Genomic DNA, 22,236 nt, shown 5'->3' on the forward strand with positions numbered 1-22,236 from the left:
GAATATTATGAGGGAGTACATGGCATAAAGTACAGACTATCGGATATTCTCTAAACAAAAAAGGACCGGGCGGTTTTTGCCCGGTTTTTCTTATTAGGTATAAGAGTTAGTAGATAAAATTAGGGGGAAGAGTGAGATGAACAGTAGAGTAAAGATGAATCCGACAACACGCCTGGCGCTGATGGCGCTTCTTGTTGCGATTGGAACAGTTGGTTCAAGTTTTCTTTGGTTTCCGGTGGGGATCGCCAAAGTGGATCCGCTCCAGCATGCGATAAACGTGATAGCGGCCGTACTGCTCGGGCCTGGTCCCGCGGTGGCCATCGCATTTCTGATAGGGTTGATTCGCAATATGCTCGGAGTCGGAACGATTTTAGCTTTTCCAGGAGGGATGGTTGGCGCGTGGCTGGCAGGCTACCTGTTTACAAAAATCAGGAAAACCTGGGCTGCAGCCGTTGGGGAAGTAATTGGAACCGGTGTGATAGGTTCCCTGCTGTCTGTGCCGATTGCCGGTTTACTGATGGGGAAAAAAGTAGGGGCACTCTTCTATGTACCTTCCTTCTTTATTAGCAGTTTTGCCGGAGCGATTCTCGGCATGATTTTTGTTCCGATTTTACTGAAACAGCGGATGAGATAGGCCGCTACTTGATCACTTCCTGTTCTTTGAACAGGTTGGTCGATAACTGCAGGCAGCACGACAGCATAATGCCGGCAGAATCAATCCCTATATCCAGCAGCCGTCCGTCGCGCGAGAAGTAGAGTTGGAGAATTTCCGTAGAGACGGCAAACAAGAAGGCGACATATACGGCAGGTTTTGGTTTTCTAAACAACGCATACAGAAACATTTCCATGATGGCAAAACCCATAAGATGCCCCGATTTAATAAACAACCAGTAGGGATGGGTAAAGTGGGCATCGTTCGTAATGAGAAGGTCGGAGAAATCGGGATGGGTGCCCCATTTGAAATGAACGGCCTGATGGTATAGAAGAGCATTTAAATTATCCGTGCATGTGAAAACCCCCAGAATGATAGCCCAGACTATGGCTTGCAACAATCGACTCATAAATGGTGTACGACCTCTGTTCTTTTATATATAGTTGTTCACCATTTATTACCATGAAATAGACTCTTTATACTATCTTATCACTTATAAAAATAGCGGCCACCGGCAATACAGGATGGCTGCTATTCTTATAAGCCGCTACGCGGTAGGTAATACGACGGACGATTTACTATGGTTTGATCCCGCGCTCTTTAAACGTGTTCATGACAAACATTAATGCGCTCAGTGCTTTCGGAAACCCGACATAAGCAGTACAGTGGATAATCACTTCTACAATTTCCTTCGGTGTCAGGCCTACGTTAAGCGCAGCGTCAATATGAAAATCCAACTGTTCTACTGCCCCTTGCGAAATGAGGGAAGAGAGGGAAACAAGTTCCCGCTGCTTTATGTCCAGGCCGGGGCGTGAATAAATATCTCCAAATCCGTTGCATACGATTAGCTCGGCGAGACCCGGGTAAAACTGCCTAACCGCCTCGAGCGGTGCAAATTCCTTGCCAAGCAGCTGCTGTAAAGATGCCAGCCCTTTTTCATAACGTTCATCCTGCATGATTCGTTTCTCCTCCGTTTTCCGGCGTATAGGAAAGCATAACTTTTTCTATACGCATAAGTGTAACTACGGCTACTGCCCGCGCCTTAGGCTTGGCGTTAGTCAAGTGTTCTATATAGTTGAACGCTTTGCGCTGTTTACACTGTTTACGCCAGACTTAATAAACGCGTTAAAATAGGGGGGATTTCGAGGGGATTGACCATGATTTCAATGACGGTTGGCCGATCAGCCTGCAGCGCATTTCCAACGGCTTCCGTAATATCTTCCACGGTGTGACAGCAGTAGGCCCTGGCTCCCATTGACCTTGCATACTGCGCTACGTCTAAAGGAATGTCATAAATCGCCCCGACTGTGCGACCGGTGTTGTACGACATTCCTTTATCGACCATATCCAGCCGGCCGTTATTTAACACAACGAAAATAACGGGAGCATGCTGATTGACAGCCGTGGCGATTTCTGCGCCGTGCATCATCACGCAGCCGTCCCCTGTCAGGCAGACTATGGTTTGATCCGGGGCAGCAATTTTGGCGCCGACCGCATAGCCGATGGCATGTCCCATCGCCCCGAACACGTCATCGAAGTGAAACGTTCCCGGCTGATAAATGTCAAAGTGGCGGATCGCGTAAAACGTATGGCTGCCGTCGTCCCCGATTACCATCGCATCGTGCGGGAGTGAAGCGCGTAGGGTGCGAACTGCCTGAATCGCTGAAAGAGGTTCGGAAGGCGCTGATTCCTCTGGCTCAGGCTCGGGTAAAGAAACTCTTTTGTAATCGCGCAGGGAAGCGTTGGCCAGGTTGATGATTCTCCTGAGGTTAAGCTTCGCGTCCCCGGGTACTGCATGGGTAGGGACAGAGAGGGATTTCCCGACATAAGTCAGTTCATAATCAAAATGGATCACCTGTTTCGGGAGCATCTCTTCCGTGAAGCCTGAGAGGGACATGTCGCTTAATTTTGTACCAATCACCACCATAAGGTCCACTCCGGATTGTAAATAGTCGCTCGCCTGCTTTGTGCCGCCCAGTCCGAAATTTCCTAATGCTAAAGGATGATCGGTAGGGAAAACACCTTTGCCTCCGGGCGTCGTAATCACCGGGATACGCCAGTGTTCGGCTACAATTTTTACTTCTTCATACGCATCGGCCGAGTTTACCCCCTTGCCAAGGAATAGAACAGGTTTCTCAGCTGCATCCAGTAAGTCTATAATGTTCGTGATCTTATCTGCTACCATATGAGGGACATGGGCCGGAAGGGGAACGTCGAAAGGCTCCATATCTTCCATCAGTACATCGAACGGAATGCATAAATGTACCGGCCCTTTTACATGAGTCATCGCTTTTTCCATGGCATGCCGCAGGTACATCGGTACCAAATCCGCCCGTTCGACCCGGGCACTAAACAACGTAACCGGCTCGAACATTTTAACCAGGTCGGTTGAGAAATGGCTGGAATCCTGACCCAGAGCTTTTCCGGATTCACCTGCCGATGGCTGGCCGGTAATGAACAGGACGGGCAGATGGAAAGCTTTCGCTTGCCCGGCAGCCGTCAGCATATTGGTTCCTCCGGGTCCTGACGTTCCGATTGCAACGCCCGGCGTTTTGCGGTTTTTGGCCAGAGAATACCCCGCTGCGGCAAATCCCGCGCCTGATTCATGTCTGGTGAGTACAAAATTAATTTCCTGGCTGTCCACATCCAGCATGACAGGGGATATCGATTTACCAGGTATACCGAAAACATGGGTAATTCCCCATCTCTTAAAATTTTCTGCGAGAATAGCTGATACTCTCATTCTTTCATCTCTCCCCATTGTTTAACAATACTGATTTGAACGCCTAACTCGCTTAACTCATTTAAAATAGGAATGGCCCGGCTGACATCCATTGTCATCGTTTCCGTAATCTCCAATTCCAAATACTGCGGGTCTAATCCGGTCTCAGCCAGCACTCTTCGAACCGTGTCTACGAGATTTTGTTTTAAAAACTGGTGAGATGAAAGATTCACGCAATGACCTTTCCAGGGTTAATTTTTCCGCCGATTGTGCATTCATCGAGGGCAAAAAAACGACATAGTCGTTTTTTTCTGTTTTTTTAGCTTGATACATCGCCGTGTCAGCATGAATCATGAGCGATTCAGCTTCTGTGCCATTTTCCGGATAGAAGGCGATTCCGAGGCTCGCAGATACATGAAATTCATTTCCATCGATCATGAAATTTGTCTCAAATAGTTAAAGAATGCGTTTCGCTGTGCGAAGGGCATCTTCCGGCTGGGAAACGTTCGGCAATAAAATGGTAAATTCGTCTCAACCCATGCGGGCAATCATATCTGTCGAATGTAAGCATCCCTTTAACCGTGCGGCTGTCATCTGCAGAAGGAGGTCGCCGTTTCGATGCCCAAGCGTATCGTTAACAAGTTTAAGCGCCTTTTAGCTGGGCATGGGGACCATGAAGCGGTAGTGCGTCGAATAAGCATACGAATTTTTCCCAATTTTCTTTTTGTTCAAAGGTTAGTTTAATATTTTCCACCCGGTTATCGTTTCAGCGAACTGATTAAATTCTGTTATGTATCCATTTTTGTCGGTTACGATAATACCGTTTCGGGTGGTGTTAATCATAATTTGGTTGAGTACGTCCAACTTTTGATTTTGCCTGTGAAGGAGAATTTTCAAAATGCTTTCGGGCCAGTTCTTCGTCTGTCATTGTTTTTTTAAATTCAGGAATAGAGGCCGGATCGATCCCCCTTTCTTGTGCTCGGCGCTTCGATTTCATAATGTAGAGAGCTTCGCGTTCCATTTTGTGCCTCTCTTTCTATATTAAAACATAATTTTTTCCATTCATGCAATTTTCTCTTTTATTTATAAACGGATTTTAGTAGATTTCATTAACTTTGTTATATTTTAACTTAAATTTTTTCATTCACGCACTGTGCCATTGGTTGCGTTCCATCCACGATATTCGCTTATTTTACTTCAATACAAAGGATATTAGAAATGTTTTTCCAATAAAATAGGGGAATATTCTCATGGGTATAGGTGAATATCCTTATCCAGTAGTAGTAGGTAAGTTGTAGTTACAACAGGAAAATCGGAAGGAAGAACCGGTCGCTGTCATGCTATTACACTTTGAGGGAATACTGTAAATAAATCTTTAATTCTTGGAATTGTATGAAAGAGGAAGTGAACATGGACAAAAGGCATGCGGCCAATCAAGCGAGGAAAACAATTATCTGGAAAATCATACATCGTTCAAGTACCATATGGAAAATTGCTCTTGCCGTTGGCCTTTCCTGGGATGCAGCGAAACTAACCGGAACCGGGAGACCGTTCTTCGCTCCGCTCGCAGCCATATTGTGTGTGCAGGTCACCGTTGAGCAATCTGTATTGAAAGGGTATCAGCGGGTGATTGGGATTATAGGCGGGGTTTTGCTTGCGGATTTTTCCGTTCATTATATGGGCATTCACGATTGGAGCCTTGCATTAATTGTGTTCGTAGGGATTGGCCTCGCGACGTTGTTGAAGTTGGGGCAGCAGGCGATATCACAGGTAGGGGTCAGCGCACTCGTTGTACTAACGGCCGGGGCAGGAAATTACACCTATGGTATCGATCGGATTGTTGATACCGTCATTGGCGCTATCATCGCGGTGATCGTAAACATGCTCATTCTCCCGCCTGACTATACAGATTTGGCATCACAGTCTTTAGAGAAAGCTACCCGGGAAATGTCCGGGCGGCTTCAGGATATTTCTGAATGGTTGAACCAGGGGGCTTCCCGGGAAGTTGGACGAAAATTAGAGGTGTCCATGCAGCAGCTTTATAAAGATGTGCACCAGGTTGAAGAAAACGTTGATCAGGCGCTTCGGGCCGTGCGTTTCAGCCCTTTTATTAAACATCGCTGCCGGCAGCTACATCACCTGAAAACGCAATTACAGTATTTGAAGAAAGGATATGTTCATGCTCTCGAAATGCTGCGCATTCTTTTAGAGTGGGATTGGAATGGTAGAATCTCGGAAAATGACAGAGCTGAATGGAGTCAACGATTTAGCATGTTCAGCGACATTGTTGAAATGTGGGGGACAAGTGTCCTTAACGAACCGTACGTAAAACAAACCAGCCAACCTTTTTTGCATGAGGCGCATCAATGGAAAGCAAAAGAGTACGTGTTCGCACTCTATAACGAGGCACACCAGATGGTGGAGGATTTTTCAAAGCCGCAGTTGTGAGCAGCATCGAACCCGTTTATTTTGCAAAGTTTTCCCTTACAGGGAAGAGAAGCACTGGGTGGCGGGAAAAAAAGCAAAAAATAAACGGATTTCGATGCAGCGGACTTTTTCTTAATCCCACTTAACAACTGTACTTTTCCATTAGGTTCACCATTTCAAAGTATTTCACATTGCTATTTGTTTATGTTGGCGAATACCTGTTCAGTCTGCTCGACGAGATGGGCGACAAGTTGTCCGGCGGATTGCGTTGTGCATAGGGCTGATGCCTGCCCTGCCCACATGGACATGTAGTCGGTGATATTGCGTTTTGCGGCGCTTCGTCGAATGTCCTGTGTTAATGCGTTTTGAATCGGGTAGGCTGGCAGGTCTTCCGTATGCTCTGCCATTTCCACAATGAATTTATTTTTAATCCCACGGGCCGGCTTTCCGGAGAAGGCGCGCGTAATGGTGGTACTTTCATCCGCACTGCTTAGCAGGGCCTCTTTGTGCTTTTCATGTGTCATACTCTCTTCGCAGGTTAAAAAGGCTGTACCCATCTGTACGCCTGAAGCCCCCAGTGCAAGAGCTGCGGCAATACCGCGTCCGTCCATGATTCCGCCCGAGGCGATGACGGGCACTGTAACCCGGTCAACTAGCTGCGGAATAAGCGCCATCGTGCCAACTAATGAATCTTCAAACGAATGGAGAAACGTTCCCCGGTGTCCTCCTGCTTCAAATCCCTGGCCTACGATCATATCAATTCCGCAGGCCTCGAGTTTGACCGCTTCATGAACAGTCGTAGCGGTTCCGATCAGCGTAATTCCGTTGTTTTTGCACTTTTCGATAATCTCATTCGATGGAATTCCAAACGTAAAGCTGAATACCGGGACTTTTTCTTCTAAAAGAACCGCAATTTGGTCTTCAAACGGTTGTTTGTATTCCGGGTCGTGCGGAGCCGATTTCAGGCCAAGTTCGTTTCGATAGGGCTGCATAAGCGCATTGATTCTCCCGATTTTTTCCGGTGAATCGTTAACCGACCCGGGAATGAATAAATTGACCGCGAACGGTTTGTCGGTTAGGCTGCGAATCTCATGTACCGCTACATGAATTTGTTCAGGAGTCAAATAGCCTGCGCCGAGCGAACCTAAACCGCCTGCATTGGAGACGGCTGCGACAAGCTGCGGGGAAGTATAACCTCCGGCCATGCCTGCTTGAATGATGGGATATTCGATCCCCAGAATGTCTGTACCCTTTGTTTCCGACCACATAGAAAGCCCTTCTTTCGTCAGGGAGTTTGGTGACTCATGTAAAAAAGAATACCTATTGAAATAGTATGACTTATGCAACCGTATGTAAAGGAGGTTTTCTTTACAGGGAGGTTGCCCTGTTACCGCTGAGCTGTTTCTTCTTTGCAGGACGATGGGAGTACAGGCTGTGCAAAATCATTCCGACGACTACAATTCCCATTCCGGTAAGGGATAAACCCGATGGAAGTCTGCCGGACAAAAGCCATATCTCGCCTAGAAGGGAAAACACAACTTCACCGGCCTGCGTTGCTTCGACAACCGCCAAGTGATGAATATTCCCTTTGGCTGAGTCGGTCGCCGCAAAGAACAGAACCGTTGCAATCACGCCTGAACTAATGGCGACAATCACAGATTGAGCTACCTGTCCCTCATCGGGCCTGCCGGCGGTTATCCAGCCATAAGCGGAAAGAATAATCCAGAATGGCAGGCTCGCCAGCGTCATGCCAAGCACTCTCTGATAGGCATCCAGGCGGCCTTCACATACCTCCATCATTTTACGGTTGCCCAGCGGGTAAGCAAAAGCCGCCAGCAGTACAGGGAGAATGCTAAGCAGCAAAATCCCTGCGGACACGTGGTCGACTTCCTGGACTTGCATGAGAGCAATGCCAAGCAGAATAATGGATGAGAAGAGTAACCCTTTGATCGGAATTTGCTGCCGGACTTTGCGCGGGCCGTCCGGCGTATCGACGGTAGTGTAAAAGAACGGTACAAGAAGCGAACCAGCGATGATCGTTAATTGCCACGTGCCGGCAATCAACCAGGCAGGGCCGTATGCGGAAGCAAAGCATAAAGGTGCATAGAAAAGGACAAAACCGACAAAACTCCACCCCAGCCAACGAAGCGGGCGGTTCCGCATTTCACACAGCAGACCGCCAAGATTGCGCCGGGCCAGTACGATGGCCAGCAGAAACGGCACCATAAACAGATAGCGTAAGGAGGCACTCCAAATCCAGCTACCCCCGGCAAGATTCATTTTCCGGTTTAAAACGAAGGTAACAGCAAAGAAAAAGGAAGCCAAAATTCCAAGTAAAACAGCACGCAATCGAATCCCTCCCTCTTTTCATATTATATATAAATTTCCTGCATCGTACATGCCGGAACAGTTAGAACAAGGTTTACGCACAGGAGTATTACGACAACATTCCATGAGCAAATCCTCTAGCCGCTGCATACACTGAAGGACGGAGAATACAAGGAAAGGAATAGTAACCAATGGGTTGGATTCTTGTTGCCACCATTTGCCTGTGTATTGATGACCTGATTCAAATCTGGAATCAACGATAAGCATACGTCGGGTATAATATAGGCGTGACATAGCGGTGCGTAAGGATGCAGGGGCTTCATTTGCATAAAAAAGAAAGGCTTTTCCCGCGTGGAGAAATAGCCTTTCTTTTTTATGCAACAACTATTGTCTTAACGTAGCTTTTAATAAGAGCATAAAAAACAATCCGAGAAGACTAATCAGCATACCAAGAACTACGTAACTGTACATTATCATGGCTTCCAATTCCTCGCTGCTAAGTTTTTTTCTATCATACTTTTTTCATGATAAAAAGTATGTCGAAATCACGATAAGATGAATAAAAAGTAAGAACGAAATTATGACAAATTTTGCCCCCGGGCGGCAAACTCCTGCGGCCGGCCGCAGCCTATCGAATGTTTTCATTTACCTTTACATAGAGTATGATTTAAAGATAACGTTCATTTTACGTGTAGAAAGGGTATTACGATGAAAACCTATATGCATTTTCGGACGAATATCGCCAGAGAGAAGCCATCCACCCATTTGGGTGACGGCACAAGCTGCCCTTTTTGCGACCGCGATACGATAGGAAGAGAAGGGGTAATCATTAAGCAGGAACATCCGTTTTTGCTGATTGAAAATAAATTTCAGACGCTGGAAGAAGCGTATCAAATGGTGCTCATTGAGACGGAATCGTGTGAGGGGGATTTATCCACCTATGAGCAGGGACATTTGCATTCACTGATCCGGTTTGCTATAACGAGCTGGTTAGAAATAGAGAACAGCGGTCAGTACCGCTCGGTGGCCTTCTTTAAAAATCACGGCATCCACTCCGGCGGGTCCATTTATCATCCGCATATGCAAATTGTCGGCCTTGCCAATGTGGATTACAGGGAACATGTCTCCCCTGAGCATTTTGCCGGTTATATGATTGATCAGAGTCCGGGGATTGAATTCAATCTCTCTTCGCATCCACTGTCGGGGTTTTCAGAGTTTAATATTGTCCTGACCGATCGTGCAAAATTGGATAAAATGGCGGATTACATACAAATGACCGTGAAATTTATTATGAACCATATGAATAAAAAATTTAAAAGCTACAATATCTTTTTTTATTACATGGAAGAAAAAATTATCGCGAAAATAATACTGCGGGCGCCTACTTCTCCATATTTAATGGGGTATTCCATCGTACAAATCCCGAATCATCTGGAAGAAGTCGTCGCTCGCATGCGGTCGATTTATTTTTAAACAGGCCTTTTCAGGGCGGATTCTATAGGACGCAAAAAATGGACATAGTAGGGAAAAGAGACTTTTTGGCCGTGTGGTGGAATGAATGCTAATAACGACAATATATGAACCAGGCGAGGATCTAATTAAGCGGGCGCTTGATTTGGCTGCGGAATTTGGCGGGGAGTATGTACCGCGTCAAAAACTTTCGATCGTCCGTTTGCATGAGCGCGATAACGAGGTGGTTGTAGTCACCAAAGAAGGGGTAAAAGCATATCGAAAAGGGATCGCCCTCCCTTTTTTCTTTCACCCGGATATGGCCATGCTTCGTATAAAACGGCTAAGGAGCGGCGATACTGATGTAATGGTTACGATATGCAATCTTCATGAAGGCTCCCGTTTTCTTGACTGTACACTCGGCCTCGCATCGGATGCTCTTGTTGCATCGTACGCTGTTGGACAGAAAGGAAGAGTGGTTGGCATCGAATCGGAACCGATCCTTTTCCGGGTCGTTGCGGAGGGGCTAAAGCGCTACCGAACGAATGTAAGTGAATTGAAAGAGGCCATGTCGCGCATTGAAGTTATCCATTGTGATCATTTGACTTTTTTACGTAAATGCAAGGATAATAGTTTTGATGTCGTATATTTTGACCCGATGTTTTTTGCGCCGATTCATGCGTCCGTTGGGCTGGAACCTCTGCGCCCGTTCGCTAACAACGCGCGGCTTGCTGAGGAAGCTGTGGCAGAGGCAAAAAGGGTGGCTGCGCAGCGGGTTGTGATGAAAAACCATACACAAAGTGAGGATTTTGCCCGGCTTGGATTTGAGCGGGCTGCCAAGCTTGAAAGAAGTTTTACATACGGTGTGATAGTAACCGGGGGAGCCTAGCCATGGAGAAAAAAAAAGAAAACGTACTGGCCATTATCGGCCCGACTTCCGTCGGCAAAACCGCGTTAAGCCTGCGGCTGGCCGCTGATTTTAACGGGGAAATTATCTCCGGTGATTCCATGCAGGTGTATCGGGGAATGAATATCGGCACAGCAAAGGCAACCGAAGCTGAACGGCGGATGATTCCGCACCATCTCATTGATGTTTGTGAACCGGATGAGGAGTACTCGGTGGCTGCCTTTCAGAAACAAACCGCCAGCCTGCTTACAGAGTTGAACCGGCAGGGAAAACTGCCGATGATTGTAGGAGGGACGGGCCTGTATATTCAGTCTGTGCTGTACCGCTATCAGTTCTCGGAAGCGGGAGAAGACGAAGCATATCGGGCATCGCTGAGTGAGTATGCCCGGACACAGGGCAAGGATGCGCTGCACGCAAGGCTCGCTGATGTGGATCCGCTCACGGCAGAGAGACTGCACCCTAACGATGTGAAACGGGTAATTCGGGCGCTGGAAATTTATCATCTGACCGGCCGGACGATGGCGGAACACCAGCAACGAAGTGTGGAATCACCTTATCATGCGCTCATTATTGGATTAACAATGGAACGCTCTCTGCTCTATGAGCGGATTAACGCGCGGGTCGACCAGATGGTTGCCGCCGGTTTAATTGAAGAAGTGGCAGGCCTGCTTGCAAAAGGGTATGAGGCACACCTTCGCTCCATGCAAGCGCTTGGCTATAAAGAAATCATTTCTTATCTTGCAGGACATCTGACCAGAGAAGAAGCGATTTCGCTTATTAAAAAAAGAACCCGTCATTTTGCCAAACGTCAGCTTACCTGGTTCCGCGCGATGAAGGATATCATCTGGTTTGATGTCACCCCTGGTCGTGAGGAGCCTGCCCGTCTTTATGAAAGAATTTATAAGGAAGTGGCAGGAAAGTTCAGGTACATGGCGAATAAATAAAATAAATAAAGATAAATCAGGAGGTATTCTTATGGCAAATACCATTAACATTCAGGATACGTTTTTAAATCACTTGCGGAAAGGAAACGTTCCTGTCACCATTTATTTAGTAAATGGGTTCCAATTGCGCGGGCTTATTAAAGCCTTTGATAACTTTACTGTCGTTATTGACACGGAAGGAAAACAACAGTTGGTGTATAAGCATGCCATTTCTACCTTCTTACCACAACGACCGGTTTCATTGATGCCAGAAAACGCCGAATAGGCCGTTTTTTTGCAGCAACGCCAGGGGCATCATGCCACCTGGCTTTTTTGTGTTCCGTCGGGCAAAACCGTTATTTCCGATGCGTTTTTAATGGTAAATGGCATAATTTTTGTCCCATCCCCTTCAATTATTTTTTTTACATGCTATAATCGTTTGAGTAAAACCCTAACGAGTACCATTTCAACAGAAAAATAAGAGGGACTGGTTATAAATGTTTAACCTCTTTTTTCCGAGACACAAAGAGGTTTTTTATTATGTATATAAACGATTAAGGAGGGACATCGTTGATTTCCATTCAGAACGTAATAAAGACTTACGGGTCTGGCGCGTCAGCCGTCCATGCGATAAAAGGCGTCAGCCTCGAAGTTGCAAAAGGGGAAATATTCGGCGTTATCGGGTTCAGCGGAGCCGGAAAAAGCACACTGATTCGCTGTGTCAACTTACTGGAGCGCCCGACATCCGGCGACATTATTATAAATGGTACGGATTTGATGAGCCTGTCGACGAACGAACTGCGGAAAGCCCGTCGTAAAATCGGTATGATTTTTCAGCACTTTAACCTGCTTTCTTCTATCACGGTGTTTGAGAATGTAGCCGCTCCGCTGCGCTTGAGCAAGGCGCCAAAGGATGTTATTCAGAAAAAAGTGACCGAGCTTTTGGAACTCGTCGGTTTGTCGGGACGAGCCCAGGCGTATCCGTCACAGTTATCAGGCGGCCAAAAACAGAGGGTTGCTATCGCGCGCGCCCTGGCAAATGACCCGGAAATTCTTTTATGCGATGAAGCCACATCCGCGCTCGATCCGCAGACGACCGACTCCATCCTTGAATTACTGCAGGATATTAACAAAAAGTACAATCTTACCATTATGCTGATTACGCATGAGATGCATGTGGTGAAAAAAATATGCGACCGTGTGGCGGTCATGGAAGAAGGAAAAGTGGTGGAAATGGGCACTGTGCTTAACTTGTTTGCACACCCGCAGACCGACACCACAAAGAATTTTATCCGGAGCATCTTTGACGATTCGCTGCCGCAGGGCTTTCTGGAACGGGTGCAGCATGAGCCGGGAAGCCGGATTGTTCGCTTAACGTTTATCGGCGAAAGTACCGGAAATCCGGTTCTAGCCGAGCTGACGGCCCGGTTCGCTTTGAAGCCCAGCATTTTATTCGGAAATATTACCCAAGTAAAGGATACTACGTTCGGCTATCTCATCGTGGCGCTTAACGGCCCCGCCGATCTGCTTGATAATTCCCTGGCGTTTGTGGGGGAACAGGGAATTGAGGCGGAGGTGATTCACTATGTTTAGCGGAGTCGATTTTCAATGGGATTTATATGTACCGGCGCTGCAGGAAACGCTTTATATGGTTGGCTTTTCAATTTTCCTGGCGACGGTGATCGGAGTTCCGCTCGGGGTGCTGCTTGTCATTACCCGTCCGGGCCACATTTTTGCTCAACCTGTTGTGTATCAGGTGGTAAGTACAATCATTAATATTTTGCGTTCGATCCCATTTATTATTTTGTTGTTTGTGCTTATTCCCTTTACAAAATTAGTGGTGGGAACGTTTATCGGCGTGCAGGGTGCAATCGTACCGCTCGTTTTTTACGCCTCCCCTTACATTGCGCGCCTTATAGAATCGGCGCTGTTAGAGGTTGACCCGGGACTCATCGAAGCATTCCAGGCGATGGGGGCGACCCGCAGCCAGATTATTTTCAAAGTCATGATAAGAGAGGCAAGGCCCGCCATTGTATTATCGCTGACCATCGCGGTAATCGGGCTGGTCGATGCAACCGCCATGGCTGGCATCATCGGTGCGGGCGGACTCGGAAATCTCGCCTACCAGTACGGTTTCCAGATGTGGCAGCTTCCGGTCATGATTATTACCGTTATTATCCTTATCCTGCTTGTCCAACTGCTGCAGATGATTGGCAACCGGATTGCGCGTTCGTTGAGAAAAGAGTAGAGAAATAAAAAAAGTAGAGAAATAATTGGAAGCAGAGAAATAAGTGAGAGAAAAAACGAAGGATCGGAGGATGGGATATGCGATTTCAGGCGTCCGAGGCAATGAAGCGGTTGCCAACACAGTTTTTTTCCACACTTGTGGGCAAAGTCAATCACGTGATCGCACAGGGGCATGATGTGATCAATCTCGGCCAGGGAAATCCGGACCAGCCAACACCGCCGCATATTGTGAAGGCTTTACAGGTAGCGGCGGAAAATCCGCTGCACCACAAGTATCCTCCGTTTCAGGGAAGGCAGGAACTGAAAGAAGCGGTTGCAGCCTGGTATGAAAAGGAGCGCGGAGTAAGGGTGGACCCGGGAGATGAGGTGGCTATTCTTTTCGGCGGGAAAGCGGGATTGGTTGAAATTAGCAATATCTTCTTAAATCCGGGCGATGTGTGCCTGGTGCCTGACCCCGGCTATCCGGACTACTGGTCCGGGGTAGCGATGGCGGGCGGTAAAATGGAAATGATGCCCCTGTCAGCAGAGAAGGGCTTCCTGCCCGATTTCAGCCGGATAGAACGGGAGACCGCTCGGCAGGCTAAGTTGATGTTCCTTAATTATCCGAACAATCCAACGGGGGCCGTAGCTTCTTCCGCTTTCATAGAGGAAGCGGTAGAATATTGCCTTGCTAATGATATTTTACTTGTGCACGACTATGCGTACGGCGCGATCGGGTTTGACGGACAGACGCCGGCAAGTTTCCTGTCGCATCCGGATATGAAACAGGCAGGGATCGAGATTTATACACTGTCCAAAACGTATAACATGGCTGGTTGGCGTGTCGGATTTGCGATCGGAAATGATGAGGTCATTCACCAGATTAATCTGTATCAGGATCACTATTTTGTCAGTTTGTTTGGTGCGGTACAAATGGCGGCAGTTGAGGCGTTATCCGCGTCACAACAGTGCGTGCATGAACTCGTCAACCTGTATGAAGCGCGGCGCAACGCGTTGTATCGCTCACTGCACCGCATCGGCTGGCAAGCCAAACCGACAAAAGGGTCGTTTTTTGCCTGGCTGCCTGTGCCCGAAGGGTTCTCTTCCGCGTCCTTTGCTGATGTATTACTGCAGGAAGCGCATGTTGTGGTGGCACCCGGTATCGGCTTCGGCGAATGCGGGGAGGGATTTGTACGCGCCGGTCTTCTCGTCGATGAACATCGGCTGGAAGAGGCCGCCGCACGAATTCACCGCATGCATATTTTTAAATAAAAAAGCCTGCGCCCATTTTTATTGGCACCAGGCTTTTTGGTTTTTCACTGAATTTATGGGTCGTTGTTTGTTTCGCCTTTTGGCTGAATTCGGCAATCTTCACATACCCAATGGTTCCCGATTTTCTGACCGTCTGTGAACTTACCGCAATCTTCACATGTGATCATGTTTTGTTCCTCCTGAGGGCTTAATTTTTCTTACTATTATATATCGTCATTGTACAGATCATGAAACCTGCTCACGCGATTTATCTAACAAACAAACTAAATACGGGGTTAGCCGGTCATACATCTTAGGATTTTCTCTTGCACCATTCTTATACGGTGAAATCCAGTGAACAACGCGGTTTGAATACAGATCGTTTTGTTTATGGAAAACATTAATTTGCCATGACATAAGTATAGGAATGGAGAAGGTGTTTGCCTTGTTGTGTTGAATTGAAAAATAAAAGGAGTGATGTCATGTACTATGTAATTTTTGAATCCGAATCCCTCTTTCGCCCGTACAATTACAAAAATGTGAAGAGCTTTTCCACGCAGGAGGAAGCAAAAAAATTTGCGGACGAGAAGCTTAAAGAGGGTTATCCAAAAGTAGTAGTGGCACAGGAAATCTCCGTTTATCAAAGGGAAACGGCAAACAGGGCAGAAGAGTAAGGCGTCTGTTAGCTGTGTCCGGAAGAAAAAAAGAGCTCGTTTTTCGAGCTCCTTTTTTCACTCTTTAGCATGGGGATGTCGGGATAACGGATTGACAGGAGCAGGCAATGATCACCAACAGGATAAACAGTACAAGAATAACCCCGATTTCATTTCCCGGACCGAAGAAGCTACTAAATGCCATCAGACATGCCTCCTTTCATTTTATATGGTAAGATATGCTAATTGACAAGAATGTGTATAATCAATTACCTATTGTAGCAAAAATAAACGTATGCCTACCGCCATATAAAGCTGAAGATGTGGCGAAAAATAATAAAATAATGTTATCAAGCCTTCATTTTTTCGAATATAGTACCATATAGTATAAAATATACCGATATACTTTTGCACGATCCGGTAAGCGGATACGGTGAAAGCAGACCATTCTTTACACAAAGGGGGAAACGTGGGTGACTGATAACTGTGTGTTTTGTGGGGAAGAATTGGCCGTGGTAGAACGAAATCGAAGTGTATGTTGGGATTGTTTGGATAAAGCATCCGAAACTTACTCAGACGATTAGGTAAGAATCGCCTGATTTACACTAGTAAAGGCGTAAAGCCTGACCGGGAAGGGTCAGGCTTTACGTGTTATACGTTAATCCGCACTTTTGATAACGATTAAATATCCGGATTTCATATTAATTTTGCCCATCGGTTCCGCAAGTTTGTTGCTTATCGCGAGTGAATGGCCCATCCTTAATGCTGCGTTTTGCAGGGGATATTGAAATACCTCAAGTGTTATATCGGCTACTTCGTGCTCAACGGAAGAAGCGAAACGTAGGTAAATCGTCCGTTTGTAATGGTTGTTAACCGATTAATGACGATGATTTCATTCGTTTCATCAACGATACGGCCTTGCTTGGTCATGTTATACGCTCCTTGCCCATATTGTCTTCTGTCAAATTTTTCCGTCCGGCACCTTGTCATTATACTCTTTTATGAGTATACGACAAGTGTGAGTCGAAATGTTTTTTCACCTATGTTCTATTTGTGCAATCGGTGCATATACATATAAAGGTTTGAATGGATTAATTGGAGGGATTAGGATGTATCTTGGTGTATTTGATATGGAACAGCGGGTTGAGCAGATGAAAAAGCTGCTGAAAGAGAAAAGGCGTCTGAAGGAATTGCTGGAAGACGATATTCGGGAAATTGAACGGGATTTAAAAGCGCTAGAGGAGCGAATGGAAAGCTTTCGCTCCGGCGTCGTTTAACTGTCAATTATATGGTTGATACTAGAAGGCCATTTTTACACGAATAAAAGTAAGATTTCCCCGGTAAAAAACCTTAAAGGATAAGCCCTTTAAGGTTTTTTATATGTCACAAAATTTTCCTATAATCAAGCCTTGATTTTTTAGGCGTATCGTATAAAATGAACATGGATTCATGTAGGCTTTTTTTAATGTAAAGAGTTTTTTACATTGGAATGTTGACAAAAGTATGCACTAGCTAACAGGTAAAATGCAAAAGAGGAGAGATAGGAGTGAAAATAGCGGATTTTTCGGTACGAAGACCGGTCACCATTGCGATGATAATGATTGCTGTCGTCCTATTTGGTGCGATCTCTCTGCCGAGACTAAAGGTTGATTTATACCCTGAACTCAATCTGCCGATTGCTGTCGTTGCGACAAGTGATACAGGAGCGACGCCATCGGAAGTTGAGAAGATGGTATCCAAACCGATTGAAGAAGCGGTTGGAACCGTCAGCAACATAAGCAAGGTTCAATCCCAGTCTACCAACGGTTCTTCACTGGTCATCGTTCAGTTTAACTGGGGCACGAATATGGACCAGGCTACCTTGGATATGCGGGAAAAAATCGACCGTATACGCGGAAGTCTGCCGAAGGAAGCCGATTCCCCGCGCGTTATGAAGCTCGATCCGAACAGCCAGCCGATTATCACGATGGCCATGTCTGGCCCGGTAGATGTGGTGGAGTTGAATAGAATTGCTGAAAATGTTGTCAAACCTCGTATTGAGCGGGTGGATGGGGTTGCTTCGCTTGGTATATCCGGCGGGAGAACACGGGAGATTCAGCTCACGATCAACCCGGATGCGCTCAATGCCTATGGTTTAACGATTGACCAGATTACCCAGGCGCTTGCTGCCCGCAATTTATCGGGTTCGGCAGGAAGTCTCACAGAAGGCGGAAAAGATATTAACCTCAAGGTGACGGGAGAATTTGACAGCCCGGCAGACATTGCCCAGACGCCTATTACTCTTCCGCAGGGTTCCGGTGGAACCGGTGGGGGTACGATTCAACTCGCCGACATTCTCACCGTGACAGACGGATATAAAAAGGTAACTCAGGAGGCAATGGTAAACGGCCAGCCAAGCATCGGGCTTAGTGTGCAAAAAGCAAGCGGAGCCAATACAGTTACGGTGGCACAAAATGTACAAAAGGAATTGAATGCGATTCGTTCTCTTCTGCCGCAGGGGGTCAAGATCGTAACGATCCTTGATTCTTCTGTTTACATCAAAGACTCCATCAACACGGTTGAAAAGCACGGCGTTGAAGGAAGCATCATGGCCATTATTATTTTGTTCCTGTTTTTAAACAGTTTTCGTTCGATGCTGGTAGCCGCGATTGTCATTCCAATTTCCATTGTGGCAACTTTCGCGTTGATGTATTTTTCCGGACAAACGATTAACCTTATCTCGTTGAGCGGTTTAACGTTAGGGATTGGTTCTCTTGTTGACTTCTCGGTTGTTGTGCTGGAAAGCATCTATCGAAAGCGCCAGCAGGGCCTTAAGGTTGACCTGGCTTCTATTGTGGGTGCGAAAGAAGTAGGAACAGCCGTCATGGCTTCTGCGCTTGCGCAAATCTCAGTATTTTTGCCTATAGTTTTTGTTAATGGACTTAGCGGACAATTATTCGGACCGCTGGCCTTAACCGTTGTATTCTCACATATTGCGGCATTTATTGCAGCCGTTACGCTTGTCCCGATGATGTCATCGAAACTTCTTATCGAGATGCCGAAAGCGCCGCAGGAATACATACATTCTGAGAGCAAGTCACCGACGGTATTATTCCAGAAAGGGTTTTATCGAATCAGTCAATCGTATGGAAGGTTGATTCACTGGTCGATCACGCATCGCAAAACGGTGATTATTTCAACGATCATTGCCCTTGTGGTGTCGGTTGGGGTATTCTTGACACCCCTTGTTGGAAAAGAGTTTTTACCGTCGTTTGACCAGGGTGATTTGACCATTAGTGTGAAATTACCGCCGGGAGCCCAATTGGCGGAAACGGAAAAGACCGTAAAAAAAATTGAACAGATCGCTCTCAGTGTTCCCGAGCGGGACCTTGTTTACACGTCGATCGGTTCAGGGGGTTCCCCATCCATTGTTGGGTCGTCCTCGTCCAATATCGGGTCGGTTGAGCTTAAGCTTGTGCCAAAAGACAAGCGTACACGATCAACGGATGATATTATTGAAGAGATGCGCAGCCGTACGAAAAACATTGCCGGGGCAGAAATTACCGTAAAAGCGACCAGCACAGGCGGTGCGCCCACAGGCAGCCCGATTGATATTGCGGTACAGGGCGACGATTTGAATACGTTAAAAGACATTAGTGATACGATTGTCAGCATCGTCAAAGAAGTGAAGGGAACACGGAATGTTACCTCTTCACTGGAAAATGTGAACGATGAAATTGAAGTAAAAGTTGACAGCAATATTGCTGCCCATTACGGGATTACAACCGGCCAGGTCCTTTCTGCTGTTCGCACCGCGTTTGACGGCCAGGTGGCTACCCAATACCGCACGGGCGATGATGAAATCGATGTGCGCCTCCAGTTTCCGGATAGCTTCAAGTCCGAGGTCAACAACCTTGATAGTCTGATGATTTCCACGCAATCCGGGGGACGCGTCTCCATCGGAGAAGTGGCGCAAATTACAAAAGCAAGCGTTCCGCAGCAGATTACGCGAGAAAACCAGACACGCCAGGTCAGCATTACAAGCGACATTACCGGCCGGGATTTAAATTCCATCAGTAAAGATATTGATGCGAAAATAAAAACCCTTAAGCTTCCGGATGGTTACTCTATTGAAACCGGCGGGCAAACAAAAGACATGGGGGATTCCTTCACCAGTCTCGGTCTCGCCATTATCCTGTCAATTGTACTCGTGTATATGGTTATGGCCAGCCAGTTTGAATCCTTGTTCTATCCATTTGTTATTATGTTTTCGATTCCGCCTACTTTCATCGGGGTGGTGTTTGGCCTGCTCGTGACCGGACAGAAGCTTGGCGTTATGGCGCTAATGGGCTACATTTTGCTTATCGGGATCGTGACAAACAACGCGATCGTTTTAATTGACTATATCAATACGCTTCGCAAGGAAGGCATGGAGCGGGACCAAGCGGTACTTACGGCCGGCCCCGTTCGTCTTCGTCCGATAGCGATGACAACTCTTGCCACTGTACTGGCGATCCTCCCTCTTGCGTTCGGCAGTGGACAAGGAAGTGAAGGGCAGGCACCGCTTGCAGTTGTCGTGGCATTCGGTTTGACGTTCTCGACGCTGGTAACACTCGTGCTTGTTCCGGTTGTCTATACACTATTCGATGACAGAATCATAAAAAGGCGTGCGCGCCGGGAACAACGTCGTGCCCGAAAACTTGGGCAACGCCTTAGTAAAACAGGAGGGAAAGATCTCAATGCGTAAGTTATTTATCGGAATTACGATCGCCTCGCTTACGATTAGTTCTGGTTTGCTCGCCGGATGCGGCAGTAAACAGAGCGCTGCGCCGGTGAATCAAACGCAGGTAATTCCTGTCGAAGTGGCGCAGGCGGTGGAGGGAACGCTGGATAAAGGGCGCGTTCTCACAGGTACAACCGAATCCTATCAGGAAGTCAATGTCGTGCCGAAAGCAAGCGCAAAAGTGGCTTCCATAAATGTCAAGGTCGGACAGAATGTAAAAAAAGGTGATGTTTTGTTTACCCTGGATGATACAGACTTGCGCCATGCCGTCGAACAGTCTCAGGCTGCTGTGGCAAGTGCTCAGGCGAACCTGGCTCAGGTGATTACGCAGCGTAACAGCGGTTCGAAAACGGCCCAAGTCGGTATTGACCAAGCGATGAACGGACTTACCCAGGCGGATAACGCGATCAATAAAGCCAATAACGGTGTCGCTCAGGCGAACAACAGCGTGATACAGGCCCAGGCTCAGCTTAATGACGCGCAGGTCAACCTGAATCGTATGAAGCAGTTGTTTGACCAGGGTGCAGTATCCAAACAGCAGGTTGACCAGGCACAAACCGCGTATATACAGGCCCAGACAGGCCTTAAAAATGCGCAGGTTGCGCGGCAGAATGCGGTGGCAGCCGTCAAAGACGCGCAGGTTGGGCGTAAAAACGCTCAGGCTGCCCTGCAGAATGCTCAAATCCAAGCGGGTACGGCCAGCAGCACGTCAGGAGTTGAAGCTTCACGCCAGCAGGTCAACCAAGCTCAGGTGGGGCTGCAGATTGCCCAAGACAACCTCGCGAACGCTACTGTGAAGGCACCGATTGATGGAACCATTGGCGCGATTAACGGGGAAATTGGAGATTTTGCTTCGCCTCAGTCTCCGTTTATGATTTTATCAAACCTTAATCCGATGAAGGTGACCATCAATGCGCCGGAAAACATGCTGAATTTGTTTGCACCGAACCAATCGGTTGATGTCCGCATTCCTTCTATTGATTTTATGGTCAAGGGCAGAATTGCGAGCATTAGCCCGATTAACCAGCAATCAAAAGGGTACCCCGTGACCTTTGAAATTCCAAACGCCGATGGAAAAGTAAAAGCGGGAATGGTGTCGCAGATTACGATTGTACCACCGACAGCCAAGAAAGGTATTATCATACCGACAGCGGGAATTTTAGACGATAACGGCAAAACGTATGTGTATGTGGCACAGGGAGATAAAGCTGTCCGTAAGCCGATTACCGTTACTGGGCAAAACAGCGATAACTCGATGGTTACCGGTCTCACGATTGGTGATCAGGTGATTGTCAAAGGACAAACGCTCGTTAATACGGATGTAAAAATTTCAATTCAAAAAAACAGGTAAACACGGGGCGTAAGTAAAAAGGGCGGTAAGGAAAGTGCCGGGCAAAAGAATAGTTCATCGGAAATTGGATCATCCTTTATGTAAAGAATGATAAAGGAGGGGCATTTCAAACCGATGAAGCACTTGCTGGCACTTTCTTTTTCCGCCTTGTTGTTCGCGAATGGTTGTGCGAATGCCGGAGGGGCTGTACCCCAACATTCCAGAATGGTATCGTCTCACTATACCGGGTCTCACAAAGGGTTAGATGTGAAGGCAGTAGCGGAAATCCGCGAGGTGATTGCCTTGTCGCCCTCGCTTGAGGTAGAACACTCGATCGAAGGCCGGACGCTGCAGCTGTATTTTAACACAAAGAACATTAAGCTGACGACGGATAGAGCGGGTGCGCCTAACCATATTGCTGTAGGGCATATTGACCTGTATGTTGACGGTCAGAAGACGAGACGGTTTACGAGTGAGGCAGAGGTTCGGTTACAACCCGGCAAGCATAAAATCGCCGTAGAACTCGCCGACAATCATCAGACCCCCTTTCCCGGTAGCCGGATTGAGTTTGAGGTTGTGATTTCGTAGAATGAAACAATGGACGCC

Annotated in this window: 25 protein-coding genes and 1 pseudogene; 14 read left to right on the top strand and 12 right to left on the bottom strand. The window is 47.1% G+C overall.

The features are described 5' to 3' along the window. The first annotated feature begins 154 nt into the window (after positions 1-154). Positions 155-634, top strand: coding sequence for an energy coupling factor transporter S component ThiW (gene thiW / locus H525_RS0116745; RefSeq protein ID WP_027417122.1), 480 nt, complete (start codon positions 155-157; stop codon positions 632-634). Positions 635-638: 4 nt separating this feature from the next. Here the strand turns inward: thiW and H525_RS24530 are convergent, their stop codons facing one another. From H525_RS24530 to H525_RS0116780, 7 genes and pseudogenes are all read right to left on the bottom strand, one after another. Further along, on the bottom strand, positions 639-1,061 hold the full coding sequence (locus H525_RS24530) for a VanZ family protein (protein ID WP_155837381.1): 423 nt from the start codon (positions 1,059-1,061) through the stop codon (positions 639-641). A 169-nt stretch (positions 1,062-1,230) separates the two neighbouring features. Then, entirely contained in the window at positions 1,231-1,608 is a 378-nt protein-coding gene (locus H525_RS0116755) for a carboxymuconolactone decarboxylase family protein (protein WP_027417123.1), read from the bottom strand. Between the two features lie 146 nt (positions 1,609-1,754). Then, positions 1,755-3,395 carry a thiamine pyrophosphate-binding protein gene (locus H525_RS0116760; RefSeq protein ID WP_035101757.1) on the bottom strand — a complete coding sequence of 547 codons (1,641 nt, stop codon included), beginning with the start codon at positions 3,393-3,395 and terminating at the stop codon, positions 1,755-1,757. Beyond that, positions 3,392-3,550 carry a hypothetical protein gene (locus tag H525_RS26590; RefSeq protein WP_425387720.1) on the bottom strand — a complete coding sequence of 53 codons (159 nt, stop codon included), beginning with the start codon at positions 3,548-3,550 and terminating at the stop codon, positions 3,392-3,394. The genes H525_RS0116760 and H525_RS26590 overlap by 4 nt, the downstream gene beginning before the upstream one ends. After that, a pseudogene (locus tag H525_RS29675) lies at positions 3,540-4,010 on the bottom strand (diguanylate cyclase domain-containing protein); the annotation flags it as partial. The gene H525_RS26590 and the pseudogene H525_RS29675, both read right to left, overlap by 11 nt. Positions 4,011-4,109: 99 nt before the next feature. Then, positions 4,110-4,217 (bottom strand): PAS domain-containing protein, encoded by a 108-nt coding sequence (locus H525_RS29680; protein WP_155837383.1) that lies wholly within the window; start codon positions 4,215-4,217, stop codon positions 4,110-4,112. After that, positions 4,210-4,395, bottom strand: coding sequence for a hypothetical protein (locus H525_RS0116780; protein WP_027417126.1), 186 nt, complete (start codon positions 4,393-4,395; stop codon positions 4,210-4,212). The genes H525_RS29680 and H525_RS0116780 overlap by 8 nt, the downstream gene beginning before the upstream one ends. A 389-nt stretch (positions 4,396-4,784) precedes the next feature. On the opposite strand from H525_RS0116780, the gene H525_RS0116785 reads away from it, so the two are divergent. Further along, a complete protein-coding gene (locus tag H525_RS0116785) occupies positions 4,785-5,822 on the top strand; it encodes an FUSC family protein (RefSeq protein WP_027417127.1) in 1,038 nt (345 codons plus the stop codon). 173 nt (positions 5,823-5,995) lie between these two features. Here the strand turns inward: H525_RS0116785 and H525_RS0116790 are convergent, their stop codons facing one another. Beyond that, a complete protein-coding gene (locus tag H525_RS0116790; protein ID WP_027417128.1) occupies positions 5,996-7,069 on the bottom strand; it encodes an NAD(P)H-dependent flavin oxidoreductase in 1,074 nt (357 codons plus the stop codon). A 100-nt stretch (positions 7,070-7,169) separates the two neighbouring features. Further along, positions 7,170-8,150, bottom strand: a complete 981-nt coding sequence (locus H525_RS0116795) for a DMT family transporter (protein ID WP_027417129.1) — start codon at positions 8,148-8,150, stop codon at positions 7,170-7,172. A 687-nt stretch (positions 8,151-8,837) separates the two neighbouring features. On the opposite strand from H525_RS0116795, the gene H525_RS0116800 reads away from it, so the two are divergent. The 7 genes from H525_RS0116800 (at position 8,838) to H525_RS0116830 (ending at position 14,906) form a co-directional block, all read left to right on the top strand. Then, on the top strand, positions 8,838-9,602 hold the full coding sequence (locus H525_RS0116800; RefSeq protein ID WP_027417130.1) for a DUF4931 domain-containing protein: 765 nt from the start codon (positions 8,838-8,840) through the stop codon (positions 9,600-9,602). Between the two features lie 85 nt (positions 9,603-9,687). Next, positions 9,688-10,467, top strand: coding sequence for a class I SAM-dependent methyltransferase (locus H525_RS0116805; protein WP_027417131.1), 780 nt, complete (start codon positions 9,688-9,690; stop codon positions 10,465-10,467). A gap of 2 nt (positions 10,468-10,469) precedes the next feature. Next, positions 10,470-11,429 carry a tRNA (adenosine(37)-N6)-dimethylallyltransferase MiaA gene (miaA, locus tag H525_RS0116810; RefSeq protein ID WP_027417132.1) on the top strand — a complete coding sequence of 320 codons (960 nt, stop codon included), beginning with the start codon at positions 10,470-10,472 and terminating at the stop codon, positions 11,427-11,429. Between the two features lie 31 nt (positions 11,430-11,460). After that, complete coding sequence (hfq, locus tag H525_RS0116815) at positions 11,461-11,694, top strand: RNA chaperone Hfq (RefSeq protein WP_027417133.1); 234 nt, start codon at positions 11,461-11,463, stop codon at positions 11,692-11,694. 284 nt (positions 11,695-11,978) lie between these two features. Then, on the top strand, positions 11,979-13,001 hold the full coding sequence (locus tag H525_RS0116820) for a methionine ABC transporter ATP-binding protein (RefSeq protein WP_027417134.1): 1,023 nt from the start codon (positions 11,979-11,981) through the stop codon (positions 12,999-13,001). Beyond that, the gene (locus H525_RS0116825) at positions 12,994-13,656 is read left to right on the top strand and encodes a methionine ABC transporter permease (protein WP_027417135.1); all 663 of its coding nucleotides are present in this window, start codon (positions 12,994-12,996) and stop codon (positions 13,654-13,656) included. Before H525_RS0116820 ends, H525_RS0116825 begins: the two co-directional genes overlap by 8 nt. 77 nt (positions 13,657-13,733) lie before the next feature. Further along, complete coding sequence (locus H525_RS0116830; RefSeq protein ID WP_027417136.1) at positions 13,734-14,906, top strand: pyridoxal phosphate-dependent aminotransferase; 1,173 nt, start codon at positions 13,734-13,736, stop codon at positions 14,904-14,906. Here the strand turns inward: H525_RS0116830 and H525_RS29685 are convergent. Continuing rightward, positions 14,899-15,063 (bottom strand): hypothetical protein, encoded by a 165-nt coding sequence (locus tag H525_RS29685; protein WP_155837384.1) that lies wholly within the window; start codon positions 15,061-15,063, stop codon positions 14,899-14,901. The genes H525_RS0116830 and H525_RS29685 overlap by 8 nt on opposite strands. A gap of 304 nt (positions 15,064-15,367) precedes the next feature. Here H525_RS29685 and H525_RS0116840 point away from each other — a divergent pair, with 304 nt between their 5' ends. Continuing rightward, positions 15,368-15,559: a hypothetical protein gene (locus H525_RS0116840; RefSeq protein ID WP_027417137.1), complete on the top strand. Its 192-nt coding sequence runs from the start codon at positions 15,368-15,370 to the stop codon at positions 15,557-15,559. 64 nt (positions 15,560-15,623) lie between these two features. Here the strand turns inward: H525_RS0116840 and H525_RS27525 are convergent, their stop codons facing one another. Together H525_RS27525 and H525_RS29690 are read right to left on the bottom strand one after the other, a co-directional pair. Beyond that, positions 15,624-15,743, bottom strand: coding sequence for a sporulation protein YjcZ (locus H525_RS27525; RefSeq protein ID WP_155837385.1), 120 nt, complete (start codon positions 15,741-15,743; stop codon positions 15,624-15,626). A gap of 453 nt (positions 15,744-16,196) precedes the next feature. Then, entirely contained in the window at positions 16,197-16,388 is a 192-nt protein-coding gene (locus H525_RS29690; RefSeq protein ID WP_081413468.1) for a hypothetical protein, read from the bottom strand. Positions 16,389-16,647: 259 nt separating this feature from the next. Here H525_RS29690 and H525_RS27920 point away from each other — a divergent pair, with 259 nt between their 5' ends. From H525_RS27920 to H525_RS0116870, 4 genes are all read left to right on the top strand, one after another. Continuing rightward, entirely contained in the window at positions 16,648-16,815 is a 168-nt protein-coding gene (locus H525_RS27920) for a hypothetical protein (protein WP_169728846.1), read from the top strand. Between the two features lie 269 nt (positions 16,816-17,084). After that, a complete protein-coding gene (locus H525_RS0116860; protein WP_027417138.1) occupies positions 17,085-20,264 on the top strand; it encodes an efflux RND transporter permease subunit in 3,180 nt (1,059 codons plus the stop codon). Beyond that, complete coding sequence (locus tag H525_RS0116865) at positions 20,257-21,651, top strand: efflux RND transporter periplasmic adaptor subunit (protein WP_027417139.1); 1,395 nt, start codon at positions 20,257-20,259, stop codon at positions 21,649-21,651. The genes H525_RS0116860 and H525_RS0116865 overlap by 8 nt, the downstream gene beginning before the upstream one ends. 114 nt (positions 21,652-21,765) lie before the next feature. Continuing rightward, positions 21,766-22,218, top strand: coding sequence for a hypothetical protein (locus H525_RS0116870; protein ID WP_027417140.1), 453 nt, complete (start codon positions 21,766-21,768; stop codon positions 22,216-22,218). Positions 22,219-22,236 lie beyond the last annotated feature (18 nt).

This window comes from Aneurinibacillus terranovensis DSM 18919, assembly GCF_000430625.1.
GTDB lineage: Bacteria > Bacillota > Bacilli > Aneurinibacillales > Aneurinibacillaceae > Aneurinibacillus_B > Aneurinibacillus_B terranovensis.